The organism is Microbacterium sp. J1-1 (genome assembly GCF_024498615.1).
GTDB lineage: Bacteria > Actinomycetota > Actinomycetes > Actinomycetales > Microbacteriaceae > Microbacterium > Microbacterium aurugineum.
Map to the genome: position 1 here is coordinate 607,445 of NZ_CP089590.1, position 12,872 is coordinate 620,316.

Sequence of the window (12,872 nt, forward strand, 5' to 3'; positions counted from 1 at the left end):
CGCGTCTCGCGGACTGCGCGCATCCGTGCGGCCGAGGGGTGGCGTCCGCCGCACCGTAGACTTGGAAGATGATCGACCTCGCACTCCTCCGCGAAGAACCGGAGACCGTCCGCCGTTCGCAGGCTGCTCGTGGAAACGACCAGAGCACCGTCGACGTCGCACTCGAGGCCGATCGATCGCGGAGGGCTGCGCTGTCCGCCTTCGAGGAGTTGCGTGCGGAGCAGAACGCTTTCGGCAAGCAGGTCGCGAAAGCCCCGAAGGAAGAGAAGGCGGCGCTCGTCGCGCAGGCCAAGGACTTGGCGGAGCGCGTCAAGCAGGCCCAGCACGCGGCGAACGACGCAGCCGACGCGGCATCCGCTGCGCTCGCCCGGATCGAGAACGTCGTGATCGACGGGGTGCCGGCCGGCGGTGAGGCCGACTTCGTCGAGCTGCGCCGGGTCGGAGACGTACCCGCCTTCGACTTCGAGCCGCGCGACCACCTCGAGCTCGGCGAGCTTCTCGGCGCCATCGACATGGAGCGCGGCGCGAAGGTCTCCGGCGCGCGGTTCTACTTCCTGCGCGGCATCGGCGCGCGCCTCGAGATCGCGCTCATGAACCTCGCGCTCGACAAGGCGCTGCAGAACGGTTTCGTGCCGTTGATCACGCCGACCCTCGTGCGCCCCGAGATCATGCAGGGGACCGGCTTCCTCGGCGAGCACGCCGACGAGGTCTATCACCTCGACAAGGACGACGATCTCTATCTGGTCGGCACCAGTGAGGTCGCGCTCGCCGGGTACCACAAGGACGAGATCGTCGACCTCGCCGACGGCGCCCTCCGCTATGCGGGTTGGTCGACCTGCTACCGGCGTGAGGCCGGCTCCCACGGCAAGGACACCCGCGGCATCATCCGCGTGCACCAGTTCAACAAGCTCGAGATGTTCGTCTACACGACCGCGGAGGACGCCGAGGCCGAGCACCTTCGCCTCGTCGCCCTGCAGGAGGAGATGCTGACCTCTCTCGGTCTCGCCTATCGAGTCATCGACGTCGCGGCGGGAGACCTCGGGTCGAGCGCCGCACGCAAGTACGACATCGAAGCGTGGGTACCCACTCAGGGGGCGTTCCGTGAACTCACGTCGACGTCGAACTGCACGACGTTCCAGGCCCGCCGCCTCGACGTGCGCCACCGGCCGGCGGTCGACGCGTCGGAGGGCGCGGCGAAGACGCAGCACGTCGCCACGCTCAACGGCACGCTGGCCACCACCCGCTGGATCGTCGCACTGCTCGAGACGCATCAGCAGGCCGACGGCTCGGTGCGGGTGCCCGAGGTTCTGCGCCCGTACCTCGGCGGCCTCGACGTGATCCGGCCGCTCGACGAGGGGCGGGCAGCTCGGTGACGGCATCCTGGCTCGTCGGCCTCGACGTCGACGGAACGATCCTGCTGCAGGACGAGACCATGAGTCCCGGAGTTCCCGAAGCGATCGCGCGGGTTCGCGATGCCGGACACGTGGTCACGATCGCGACTGGGCGCAGCTGGATGGCGACGCGGCGCTACGTCCAGGAGCTCGGCCTCACCGCGGATTATGTCGTGTGCTCCAACGGCGCGGTCACGATGCGTCGCGACGGAGACGACTGGGAGCGCTGGAGCGTCGAGACGTTCGACCCGACCCCCGTTCTCGGACTGCTGCGCGACCGCCTGCCCGAGGCCCGATACATGGTCGAGCTCGCCTCCGGGCAGCGGCTGTACACCGAGCAGCTCGACGACTGGACGCTCGACGGCGGTCGCCAGGTCGACTTCGAGGAGCTCGGCCGACTCCCGGTGTCGCGCATCGTGGTCGTCTCGCCCGGGCACGACGAGGACGACTTCCATCGGCTCGTCTCGGATGCCGGTCTCAACGAGGTCTCGTACGCGATCGGTTGGACGGCCTGGCTGGACATCGCCCCGCAGGGCGTCGACAAGGGGACCGCACTGGAGCAGGTGCGCACCGAACTGGGACTCGACGGAGGGCGCATCCTCGTCGCCGGCGACGGTCGCAACGACATCGGTATGTTCGGCTGGGCGCGTGCTCTCGACGGACGGGCCGTGGCGATGGGTCAGGCCCCCGCGGAAGTGAAGGATGCCGCGAGCGAGGTCACCGCAGACGTACAGGACGGCGGACTGGCGCAGGCCCTCGACACGCTTCCAGCACCCGCCCAGGTCAGCACGGGAGAATAGAACTCGGCTAGACTCACGCCTTGTCGACAGATGTGTCTGTCGAGGAGGGTTGTCCGAGCGGCCGATGGAGCTGGTCTTGAAAACCAGTGGGCAGAGATGTCTCGTGGGTTCGAATCCCACACCCTCCGCAGCTGAGCACGGTGGCCCCTCACCGGCGCTGAATCCGAAAGGCCCCGAGTGAGCGAGAACCACCGCCGCCGCCGCACGGTCGCGCGACACGGTCAGCTGGCGACCCCCGGTCCCGTCAACCAGCTGTTGAAGCTCATCGCGATCGGTCTGGCGGTGGTGCTCGTCAGTGGGTTCGGCGTCGCGGCTTACATCGCGTACGACTTCTCCAGTACGGTCGCCGCGAACGCCGTCGACCTCGAGGGCCAGGAGGCGGTCCCGCCGGACATCGGCGAGTACGAGGAGGGGTTCAACCTCGTCCTGACCGGCGTCGACACCTGCGAAGAGAAGTACGCGGGTCTGTTCGGCGAACGGTGCACAGGAAGTGACTCCGAGGGCACCCTCAACGACGTGAATCTCCTGGTGCACGTCTCTCAGGAGCCCCGTCGTATCACTGTCGTGAGCTTCCCCCGCGATCTGATGATCCCGATCCCGGAGTGCCTGGACGACGAGGGCAACGTCCGCTCGGCGATGAGTAAGCAGCCGCTCAACACCGCGTACACCGACGGTGGCCTCAACTGCGTCGTCAAGACGATCTCGGAACTGACCGATCAAGAGATCCAGTTCGCGGCCTCCGTCACCTTCGGCGGCGTGATCGAGATCACCAACGCGATCGGCGGCGTCGACGTATGCCTCGCCAACCCGATCAAGGACCGCTACACCGGCCTCGACATGGCCGCGGGCACGCACACTGTCGAAGGCCTGCAGGCCCTCCAGTTCCTGCGGACGCGCCACGGTGTCGGTGACGGTAGCGACCTCGGCCGCATCGGCAACCAGCAGCAGTACATGTCGAGCCTCGCCCGCAAGATGATCAGTGGTGAGGTGCTCGGTAACGTCCCGGTCATGCTCAAGCTCGCCAACACCGCGCTCAGCAATCTGGAAGCCAGCACCTCGTTGGCGAACAACCCGATGACGCTCGTGCAGATCGCGCTCGCGGTGAAGTCGGTGCCGTTCGAGGACATCGTCTTCGTGCAGTACCCGACCGGGGCGGACTACGCCGACCCGAACAAGGTCGTCCCGAACCAGGAGGCCGCCGCAGCCCTCTGGGATGCGATCGAGGCGAACGCGCAGCTGCAGATCACGCACCAGAACACCAGCAACGACGGCGTGATCGTGCAGGAGCCCACCGAGCCCGTCACCGAGGCCACGCCGGATCCCACGGCCACCCCGGACACCGTGGTGGCGTTGCCCGACTCGATCAAGGGCAACTCGGCCGCGCAGACGACCTGCTCCAACGGCAACGTCCGCTGAGACGCCTGCGCTCCGTGCAATTCGCTTGCGCAGTCTTGCAAGGATTTGCGTAAGCTGACCCCATGTCGAAGCGACTCGCCGAGGTGGCGCGCAAGGTCGGAGTGAGCGAAGCCACGGTCAGCCGTGTGCTCAACGACAAGCCGGGGGTCTCCGATGCCACGCGGCAGGCGGTTCTGACCGCGCTCGACGTGCTCGGATACGAACGGCCGACGAAGCTTCGCGGCGAGCGGGCGCGTCTGGTGGGTCTGGTGCTCCCCGAGTTGCAGAATCCGATCTTCCCCGCCTTCGCCGAGATCGTCGGTGGCGCGCTCACTCAGAACGGCTACACGCCTCTGTTGTGCACGCAGAACGCGGGCGGCGTGACGGAGTCGGACTACGTCGACCTGCTTCTCGCGCAGCAGGTCTCGGGAGTGATCTTCCTCGGCGGAAACTACACACAGGCGGATGCCGCGCACGCGCACTATGAGCGGCTGCGCCAGGTGAACCTGCCGACGGTTCTCGTGAACGCCCGCGTGCCCGAGCTGCAGTTCGCGACAGTCTCGACCGACGACGCGGCGGCGGCCGAACAGGCGGTGCTCCACGTGCATCAGCTCGGGCATCGACGCATCGGTCTCCTCCTGGGGCCCGACGATCACGTCCCGTCGCAGCGCAAGCTCGAGTCTGCGCGTCGTCTGCTGGAGAAGCTCGGTGAGCCGCTGTCCGAAGAACTCGTGGTGCGCGGCATGTACTCGCTCGAATCGGGGCAGGCCGGCGCGGCGCGGCTCTTCGCCGCCGGGGCCACGGCGATCGTCTGTGCGAGTGATCCGATGGCCCTCGGCGCGGTGCGCGCCGCGCGGCGGGCGGGGCTCGCGGTTCCCCGTGACGTGAGCATCGTCGGCTTCGACGACTCGGCGCTGATGAGCTGCACCGAGCCACCGCTGACGACCGTGCGGCAACCGATCGAGTCGATGGGGCGCGCCGTGATCGCGCTGCTGCTCTCACAGATCGCCGGAACCTCGCGGCCGAGCGACGAGCTGCTGTTCGAGCCCGAGTTGGTCCTGCGGTCTTCGACGGGTCCGCTGGCCTGACCGGGAGGCGCACCGGCGTCGCGACGAACGGCTTCGTGCGCCCGTAGCGCATCGCAAATTTCCAACATCTCGTTTACTTCTTGCGTTAAGAGCATGGAAAAGCTACATTCAACTCATCGCCCCCCGACGACGAGGAGTTCCGTGGACACTGATGTTCTGCGCAGCGCGGCACCTACCCGCACCCTGACGATGCCCGCGGGTGAGGGGTGGTGGCGCACGGCCGTCATCTATCAGGTGTACGTGCGCAGCTTCGCGGACGGCAACGGCGACGGCATCGGCGATCTCGCCGGCGTGCGCTCCCGCCTCGGATACCTCAAGAGCCTCGGGGTCGATGCGCTCTGGTTCACGCCGTGGTACCAGAGTCCGCTCGCCGATGGCGGCTATGACGTGCAGGACTACCGGCGCATCGACCCCCGTTTCGGCACCCTCGAAGAGGCCGAGCAGCTCATCGCGGAGGCGCTCGAACTCGGCATCCGCACGATCGTCGACATCGTGCCGAACCACATCTCGAACCAGCACGAGTGGTTCCAGCAGGCACTGGCCGCAGGGCCGGGCAGTGTCGAGCGCGAGCGCTTCTGGTTCCACCCCGGTCGGGGCGCCGACGGCTCCGGCATCCCCACCAATTGGGTCTCCAGCTTCCAGGGCGAGACGTGGACGCGCACGTACAATCCCGACGGAACCCCCGGCGAGTGGTACCTGCACCTGTTCACTCCCGAGCAGCCCGATCTCAACTGGAACCACATCGACGTGCGCCGCGAGCACGAGGACGTCCTGCGTTTCTGGTTCGACCGAGGCGTCGCGGGCGTCCGCATCGACTCCGCCGCCCTTCCGGTCAAGGACCCGGCTCTGCCCGACCTCCCCGCCGGCGGCACTCCGACGGCGGGGCACCCGCACATCGATCGTGACGAGTTGCACGACATCTACCGTGACTGGCGTGCCGTCGCTGACGAGTACGACGGCGAGCGGGTGCTCGTCGGCGAAGTCTGGCTCGACGATGCAGAGCGATTCGCTCGCTATCTGCGTCCGGGGGAGATGCATACGGCCTTCAACTTCGGGTTCATGACGCAGCCGTGGAGCGCGCGGGCGATGCGCGACTCCATCATCCGCACCCTTGCCGAGCACGAGCCGGTCGGAGCTCCGGCCACGTGGGTGCTCTCCAACCATGACGTGACGCGTCCGGTGACGCGCTACGGGCAGGCGGACTCCTCGTTCGCCTTCGAGCGCAAGCGGCGCGGCACCGCGACCGACGTGGAGCGGGGAGCGCGCCGAGCGCGGGCCGCGGCGCTGCTGGTCGCCGCCCTCCCCGGGAGCCTCTACATCTATCAAGGGGACGAGCTCGGCCTCCCGGAGGTGGAGCTTCCGCTCGACGTGATCGAGGATCCGATGCACTTCCGCTCCGGCGGTGTCGACCCCGGACGGGACGGTTGCCGCGTGCCGCTGCCGTGGGCGGGCGCGTCGAGCCCCTACGGGTTCGGCGGAGCGCCGTGGCTCCCGCAACCTGCCGATTGGGCGGGGCTCTCGGTCGAGGCCCAGGACGCCGACCCGGGCTCGACGTTGAACCTCTACCGTGCGGCGATCGCGGTGCGCCGACGCATCGACGACTTCGCCGGAAGCGAACTGGAGTGGCTCGAGCTCGGCGCCGATGTCCTCGCGTTCCGTCGCGGCGACGGCACGGTCAGCATCACCAACCTCGGCGCGGTGCCGGTTCCGCTGCCCGCGCACCATGAGGTGCTGCTCGCCAGCACGCTCCTCGACGGTGGCGCACTGCCCCCCGACTCCACTGCCTGGCTCGCTCTTCGAGCCGTTCCCGGGCGCTCCCCGCGAGCGCACAAGTAGCCCTGCACTACCCGATCCGCATCACATGGAAGGACCGACAATGAAGTCACCAACGAAAGCCCTGGTCGCCGGCGTCGCCGTGCTCGCCACGGTCGGCGCACTCGCCGGCTGCACGTCAAGCGGCGATGACGGTACCGATGGCAAGACCGAGCTGCGCGTCGCCACGTTCCCCCCGGGAGCCGACGCCGCGGCCTATGAGGCGTTCGCCGCCCAGGAGAAGCAGTTCGAGGAGGAGCACCCCGACATCGACATCATCGGCGTCGAGTACGAGTGGGAGGGCCCGACCTTCGCGGTGCAACTCGCCGGTGGCAGCCTGCCCGACGTGTTCACCGTGCCGTTCACCGACTCCAAGACACTGCTCGAGAACGGGCAGCTGATGGACGTGACCGACGCGATCGAGGAGCTCGGCTACACAGACAAGTTCAATCCGATCGTCCTTGACGGGGTCACCGGCTCCGATGGGAAGATCTATGGTTTCCCGCGCCAGGCCTACGCAGCAGCGCTGCACTACAACCGGGACCTGTTCGAGGCGGCGGGGCTCGATCCCGACAACCCGCCTCAGACGTGGGACGAGATCCGCACGGCCGCGAAGGCGATCACCGACGCGACGGGCAAAGCCGGCTACGCGCAGATGGCGATCAACAACACGGGCGGCTGGCAGCTCACCTCGCAGACCGTGGCGCGCGGGGGTCGCACGCAGACCGACAACAGCGACGGCACGGCGGAGTCGACGATCGACAACGACGCCACCACGGCCGCGCTGCAGTTCCTGCACGATGTGAAGTGGGAGGACGGCTCGTTCGGTTCCAAGGTCGACCTCGACTGGGGCACGATCAACCAGGAGTTCGCTGCCGGCAACATCGGCATGTACACGTCGGGTTCCGACATCTACACCGCTCTCGTCCGCGACTTCGGCATGGAGCCGTCGATCTACGGCATGACCGTCGTGCCGATGGAGGGCGACGACCCCGGGACCCTCGGCGGCGGTGACATCGCGGTGATCAGCCCCACGGTCGACGACGCGACGAAGGCGGCGGCGGTGACGTGGATCGACTGGTACTACATGCAGAAGTTGATGGATGAGGACGCCGCCGTCCTCGACGCCAAGACCCTGAACGAGTCGGGCCAGGCCGTCGGCACCCCGCTCCTGCCTGTACTCAGCCGCGAACTGTACGACGAGTCGCAGGAGTGGATCGCCGACTACATCAACGTGCCCGTCGAACAGATGGCGCCGTTCAGTGACCGTATCTGGGATCAGACGCCGGTCGGTGAGCCGAAGGTGAAGACCCAGGAGGTCTACGCGCTCCTCGACACCGTCGTGCAGAAGGTGCTCACCGATCAGAACGCCGACATCGACGCGTTGCTCGCTCAGGCGCAGACCGATGCGCAGGCGAAGCTCGACGAGTAACGCTTCATGACGATGACGCTCTCCGAGCAGCGGGCGGCGATGGAGGATTCTCCGCCGCCCGCTGTGCGCACCTCCCGTCGCCGCTCGCCGCTCACGTGGTTCCGAGGCGGCGGGCTCGCGAACCTCCTGTTCGTGCTCCCGATGCTCTTCGTGTTCGTCTTCTTCTCATGGTCGCCCATCGTGCAGTCCGTGATCATGAGTTTGCAGAAGACGAACCTGATCGTCTCCGAATGGGTCGGGTTCGATAACTACGTCGCGGTGATCGGTGATCCGGAACTCGGTCGAGCAGTGATCAACACGCTGTGGTTCGCTGTGCTCGCTCTGCTCTTCGGTTTTCCGCTGCCGCTCCTGATGGCCGTGCTGATGAGCGAGGTGCGCCGCGGCAAAGGCATCTACTCGGCCCTCGCCTACCTCCCGGTCGTGATCCCGCCCGTGGTCGCCGTACTGCTGTGGAAGTTCTTCTACAGTGCCGACCCTTCCGGCGTGTTCAACACCGTGCTCGGATATGTCGGCATCCCCCCGCAACCGTGGATCCAGGATGCCGTGCAGGCGATGCCGTCCCTCGTGCTGGAAGCCACCTGGGCCGGAGCGGGCGGCTCGATCATCATCTACCTCGCCGCGCTCCTGGGGGTGCCGCCCGAGCTCTACGACGCCGCCGAGGTGGACGGTGCCGGAATCTGGAAGAAGATCTGGCACGTCACGCTGCCGCAGCTGCGCGGCATCCTCTTCATCATGCTGATCCTGCAGATCATCGCGACCGCTCAGGTCTTCCTCGAACCGTTCCTGTTCACCGGGGGCGGCCCTGCCGGGGCGACCAAGACCGTGCTGCTGTACATCTACGACAAGGCCTTCCGCAACAGTCTGGGCGGCGACTACGGAGAGGCGACGGCCGTCTCGGTCCTGCTCGCGATCGTCCTCGCCCTGCTCTCCTGGCTGTACTTCAGGCTGACCGACCGTTGGAGCACGACATGAGTCTCACCACCCGCCTCTCGACCCGTGCGGCGGAGAAGGCAGCGGAGAAGGCCGCCGATCGCGTCGGGGACCGCACCGTCGTCTCGGACTCGGAGCGGCGGCGGCGTGGCATCCGCGTCGGCATGTCGCTCACGCATGTGTTCCTCACCGTCGGGCTGGTGATCGCCGGACTCGGGCCGATTCTGTGGCTGGCGAAGTCGGCCGTCACGCCGACGCAGGACACGCTGCAGCAGCCGTTCGCGCTCTGGCCGAACGGGACCGATTGGGAGAACCTGTCGACTGCGTGGAACGACATACACATCGATCAGTACTTCTTCAACACGGTGATCATCGCGCTCGGCGCCTGGTTCGTCCAGCTGCTCATCGCGACCACCGGCGGTTATGCGCTCTCGGTGCTGAGGCCGCGGTACGCCCCGATCCTGAACGCGCTGGTGCTGGCGACGCTGTTCATCCCGGGCATCGTGCTGCTCGTGCCGCTGTACTTGACGATCGTCCACCCACCACTCCTCGGGGATGTGAGCCTGCTCAACAACTACCTCGCGGTCTGGCTGCCTATGGGCGCGAACGCGTTCAACATCCTGCTGGTGAAGCGGTTCTTCGACAGCCTGCCCCGCGAAGTGTTCGAGGCGGCGCGGACCGATGGTGCCGGCCCCTTCCGCCTGTTCTGGTCGATCGTGCTGCCCATGTCGAAGCCCATCCTCGGCGTGGTCTCCGTGTTCGCGATCATCGCGGCCTGGAAGGACTACCTCTGGCCGATGCTGGTGCTGCCCGATCCCGCCGTGCAGCCGCTGTCGGTCCGTCTTCCGGCCGTGCAGTCGCAGACCGAGCTCGACGTGTTCCTGGCAGCGTTGGCGATCGCGACGCTGATCCCGATCGGCATGTTCCTGCTGTTCCAATCCGTGTTCCTGCGCTCGGCGGGGTTGGGGGGTGCCGTCAAGGGCTAGCCGAGACCCCCTCTCCCGCCGAGACCCCCGGCCGTTGTCGCCCCCAGGGCGGGGTCTCGACGAGAAGGCGGGGTCTCGGCGTCACGGGTGGGGAGCGGGGCGGGGGGCGAGAGTGTCGATCAGCGCGGTCATGATGCCGGGCATGTCGACCGAGGGGTCGATCATCCACTGCAGCTGGAGGCCGTCCGACGCGGCCTGGATGATCCGCGCCAGCGTCTCGGGGTCGAGCGCCGGACGCTGCTCCTCGGTGGCGAAGCTCTCCGCGATCGTCCCGCGCAAGCGCTCGCTGCGCTCGAGGAAGTAGGCGTGGGCCGGATGCTCGGGATCGGCGGCATCCACGGACAACCGGGAGAAGAGGGCGACGAGCCCCGGCACCTGCGTGTTGTGGCGGATGACCTCGAGGAAGCCGTCGCGGGTTCCGGCGGCCCCGGCGACGGAGGGATCCAGGCCGTCGTGCTCGTCGCGCTTGCGGAGAACCTCGGTGAAGAGCTCCTCCTTCGAGCCGAAGTAGTGCAGCAGTGCGGCGGGGGTCACACCGACCACCTCGGCGATCTCCTTGAGCGAGGCGTTCTGATACCCCTTGCGCCCGATCACGTCGAGGGCGCTCTCGAGGATCTCCTCGCGTCGCGCGACGCCCTTCGCGTATGAACCTCGTCGAACCATGATCACGAGCGTAATCCTGAATGTTGTTTGAAATCTAATACTGAATCGCGTAAGGTTTTCGCAAGACATCGCTGTCCCCGCGAAAGGAAGACCATGACCGAGATCTCGGCATCCGACCTCACCCTCGAGGAGAAGGCGTCGCTCACCAGCGGCGCGGACTTCTGGACCACGAAAGCCGTCGATCGGGTCGGCATCCCCTCGGTGATGATGACCGACGGTCCTCATGGGATTCGCAAGCAGGCGGGCAGCACCGACCACCTCGGACTCGCCGGCAGCGTTCCGGCCACGTGCTTCCCGCCCGCTGTCGGCATCGGCTCCTCCTTCGACCCCGAACTCATCGAGCGGGTCGGTGCGGCGATCGGTGTGGAGGCCGCGATCGAGGACGTCGCCGTCGTGCTCGGGCCCGGCATCAACATCAAGCGCTCGCCGCTGTGCGGACGAAACTTCGAGTACTTCTCCGAGGACCCGATCGTCTCCGGAATACTCGGGGCCGCCTCGGTCCGAGGCATCCAGTCGCAAGGGGTCGGCACCTCGCTCAAGCACTTCGCGGCGAACAACCAGGAGTTCGACCGCATGCGGGCGAGCTCCGACGTCGACCCCCGTCCGCTTCGCGAGATCTACCTGCGCGGATTCGAGCGTGTCGTGAAGGACGCGTCGCCCTGGACCGTCATGTGCTCGTACAACAAGCTCAACGGGGTCTGGACCTCGGAGGATCCCTGGCTGCTCACCAGCGTGCTCCGCGATGACTGGGGCTTCGACGGTCTCGTCGTCTCGGACTGGGGCGCCGTGAATGATCGCGTCGTCGGTGTCGCTGCCGGCCTCGACCTGGAGATGCCCGCCTCCGGCGGACGCACGGACGCGCAGCTCGTCGCCGCGGTGCGCGCGGGAACCCTGGACGAGAGTGTGCTCGACACCGCAGCCGACCGCGCGATCGACCTCGTTCGCAAGGCGGGCGCGCGCCCGGTCGCGGAAGGCCCCCTCGATGTCGACGCGCACCATGCACTCGCCCGCGAAGCCGCAGGACGGTCGATCGTTCTACTGAAGAACGATGACGCACTGCTGCCTCTGCAGAAAGACCAGAAGGTCGCCGTGATCGGTGCCTTCGCGACCGAACCCCGTTTCCAAGGGGCGGGTTCATCGCTGATCAATCCCACCCGGATCGACAAGGCGCTGGACGAGATACGGGCCTTCGGCGGGGAGCAGGTCACGTACGCGCCCGGTTTTGCGGTCGAGGGCGGCGCCATCGCGGCAGAGGGACGGTCGGCTGATGACCTCCGCGCCGAGGCTGTCGACGCGGCGGGCTCCGCCGACGTCGCCGTGCTCTTCCTCGGTCTGCCTGCCGCGGAGGAGTCGGAGGGTTTCGATCGCGAGCACATCGACCTTCCTGCGGCGCAACTCGCGGTGCTCGATGCCGTGCTCGAGGTGAACCCTCGCGTGGTGGTGGTGCTGTCCAACGGCGGAGTGGTGGCGCTTCCCTTCGCGGACCGTGTGCCGACCATCGTCGAGAGCTGGCTGCTGGGGCAGGCCGGAGGTGGCGCTGTGGCCGACGTGCTCTACGGTGTCGTCAACCCCTCCGGCAAGCTCACCGAGACCGTGCCCGTGCGGCTGGAGGACAACCCCTCCTACGGCAACTTCCCGGGAGAGTTCGGGCATGTGCGCTACGGCGAAGGGCTGCTCGTCGGCTACCGCTGGTACGACGCGAAGCGCCTGGATGTCACCTACCCGTTCGGCCACGGGCTCTCTTACACGACGTTCGAGTACGGCCCTGCGACGGCCGAGGTCGGCACGGACGGCGACATCACCGTGAGGGTCGAGATCACGAACTCCGGCGACCGCGACGGCCGTGAGGTCGTGCAGGTCTACGTCGCCCCTGCGCAGTCCATCGTGCAGCGGGCTCCTCGTGAGCTCAAGGCGTTCGCGTCCGTCGCCCTCGGCGCAGGGGAGGCGCGCGTCGTCGAGCTCATCGTCCGGCGCGAGGACCTGGCCTACTGGGACGTGCGCGTCGATGGCTGGATCGTCGAGAGCGGCACCTACACGGTCGAGGTCGCTGCGTCGAGCCGCGACCTCCGCTCGACCGTCTCGGTCGAGATCGTTGGCGACCCGGTGTATCAGGAGCTGACCATGAACTCCTCGGTCGGCGATCTGATGTCCCACCCGGTCGCCGGGCCGATCGTGCAGCAGGCCCTCGGTGGCTTGATGGGTGGTGGCGATGCGGCTGCTGCGTCGATGATGCCGAACGACGACGCGATGCAGAAGATGATGGCGTCGTTCCCGATCGGCCGCCTCGCCGGATTCCCCGGGCTGCCCGTCACGTTCGAGCAGATCGAGCAGCTGGTGGCTGCGGCGAACGCCGGGGAGTGAGCCGCGGGACGGTC

At 67.5% G+C, this 12,872-nt stretch carries 10 protein-coding genes and 1 tRNA gene; 10 read left to right on the plus strand and 1 reads right to left on the minus strand.

Translation table 11 applies throughout. From position 1 onward, the window contains the following. Positions 1 to 68: 68 nt before the first annotated feature. The 9 genes from serS (at position 69) to LRQ07_RS02855 (ending at position 9,834) form a co-directional block, all read left to right on the plus strand. Positions 69 to 1,373 (plus strand): serine--tRNA ligase, encoded by a 1,305-nt coding sequence (gene serS / locus LRQ07_RS02815; protein ID WP_256535782.1) that lies wholly within the window; start codon positions 69 to 71, stop codon positions 1,371 to 1,373. Further along, complete coding sequence (locus LRQ07_RS02820) at positions 1,370 to 2,191, plus strand: HAD family hydrolase (RefSeq protein ID WP_256535783.1); 822 nt, start codon at positions 1,370 to 1,372, stop codon at positions 2,189 to 2,191. Before serS ends, LRQ07_RS02820 begins: the two co-directional genes overlap by 4 nt. A 43-nt stretch (positions 2,192 to 2,234) precedes the next feature. Next, positions 2,235 to 2,319: transfer RNA gene (locus LRQ07_RS02825), tRNA-Ser, on the plus strand. Between the two features lie 49 nt (positions 2,320 to 2,368). Continuing rightward, complete coding sequence (locus LRQ07_RS02830; RefSeq protein WP_232762631.1) at positions 2,369 to 3,607, plus strand: LCP family protein; 1,239 nt, start codon at positions 2,369 to 2,371, stop codon at positions 3,605 to 3,607. Between the two features lie 62 nt (positions 3,608 to 3,669). Next, complete coding sequence (locus tag LRQ07_RS02835; protein WP_256535784.1) at positions 3,670 to 4,674, plus strand: LacI family DNA-binding transcriptional regulator; 1,005 nt, start codon at positions 3,670 to 3,672, stop codon at positions 4,672 to 4,674. A gap of 189 nt (positions 4,675 to 4,863) precedes the next feature. Further along, the gene (locus tag LRQ07_RS02840; protein WP_256536460.1) at positions 4,864 to 6,510 is read left to right on the plus strand and encodes a glycoside hydrolase family 13 protein; all 1,647 of its coding nucleotides are present in this window, start codon (positions 4,864 to 4,866) and stop codon (positions 6,508 to 6,510) included. Between the two features lie 40 nt (positions 6,511 to 6,550). Beyond that, positions 6,551 to 7,918, plus strand: a complete 1,368-nt coding sequence (locus LRQ07_RS02845) for an ABC transporter substrate-binding protein (RefSeq protein WP_256535785.1) — start codon at positions 6,551 to 6,553, stop codon at positions 7,916 to 7,918. A 6-nt stretch (positions 7,919 to 7,924) separates the two neighbouring features. Continuing rightward, positions 7,925 to 8,890 (plus strand): carbohydrate ABC transporter permease, encoded by a 966-nt coding sequence (locus tag LRQ07_RS02850; RefSeq protein WP_256535786.1) that lies wholly within the window; start codon positions 7,925 to 7,927, stop codon positions 8,888 to 8,890. Continuing rightward, the gene (locus tag LRQ07_RS02855) at positions 8,887 to 9,834 is read left to right on the plus strand and encodes a carbohydrate ABC transporter permease (protein ID WP_256535787.1); all 948 of its coding nucleotides are present in this window, start codon (positions 8,887 to 8,889) and stop codon (positions 9,832 to 9,834) included. The genes LRQ07_RS02850 and LRQ07_RS02855 overlap by 4 nt, the downstream gene beginning before the upstream one ends. Positions 9,835 to 9,915: 81 nt before the next feature. Here LRQ07_RS02855 and LRQ07_RS02860 read toward each other — a convergent pair whose 3' ends face one another. Further along, the gene (locus LRQ07_RS02860) at positions 9,916 to 10,497 is read right to left on the minus strand and encodes a TetR/AcrR family transcriptional regulator (RefSeq protein WP_256535788.1); all 582 of its coding nucleotides are present in this window, start codon (positions 10,495 to 10,497) and stop codon (positions 9,916 to 9,918) included. A 93-nt stretch (positions 10,498 to 10,590) separates the two neighbouring features. Between LRQ07_RS02860 and LRQ07_RS02865 the strand changes: the two genes are divergently transcribed. Next, positions 10,591 to 12,858 carry a glycoside hydrolase family 3 C-terminal domain-containing protein gene (locus LRQ07_RS02865; RefSeq protein ID WP_256535789.1) on the plus strand — a complete coding sequence of 756 codons (2,268 nt, stop codon included), beginning with the start codon at positions 10,591 to 10,593 and terminating at the stop codon, positions 12,856 to 12,858. The last annotated feature ends 14 nt before the right edge of the window (positions 12,859 to 12,872 follow it).

Excerpts from the sequence above, each read along its gene's own strand:
- LRQ07_RS02850 (WP_256535786.1), top strand. The coding sequence starts at position 7,925 with ATGACGATGACGCTCTCCGAGCAGCGGGCGGCGATGGAGGATTCTCCG.
- serS (WP_256535782.1), top strand. The coding sequence starts at position 69 with ATGATCGACCTCGCACTCCTCCGCGAAGAACCGGAGACCGTCCGCCGT.
- LRQ07_RS02840 (WP_256536460.1), top strand. The coding sequence starts at position 4,864 with ATGCCCGCGGGTGAGGGGTGGTGGCGCACGGCCGTCATCTATCAGGTG.
- LRQ07_RS02835 (WP_256535784.1), top strand. The coding sequence starts at position 3,670 with ATGTCGAAGCGACTCGCCGAGGTGGCGCGCAAGGTCGGAGTGAGCGAA.
- LRQ07_RS02860 (WP_256535788.1), bottom strand. The coding sequence starts at position 10,497 with ATGGTTCGACGAGGTTCATACGCGAAGGGCGTCGCGCGACGCGAGGAG.
- LRQ07_RS02865 (WP_256535789.1), top strand. The coding sequence starts at position 10,591 with ATGACCGAGATCTCGGCATCCGACCTCACCCTCGAGGAGAAGGCGTCG.
- LRQ07_RS02845 (WP_256535785.1), top strand. The coding sequence starts at position 6,551 with ATGAAGTCACCAACGAAAGCCCTGGTCGCCGGCGTCGCCGTGCTCGCC.
- LRQ07_RS02855 (WP_256535787.1), top strand. The coding sequence starts at position 8,887 with ATGAGTCTCACCACCCGCCTCTCGACCCGTGCGGCGGAGAAGGCAGCG.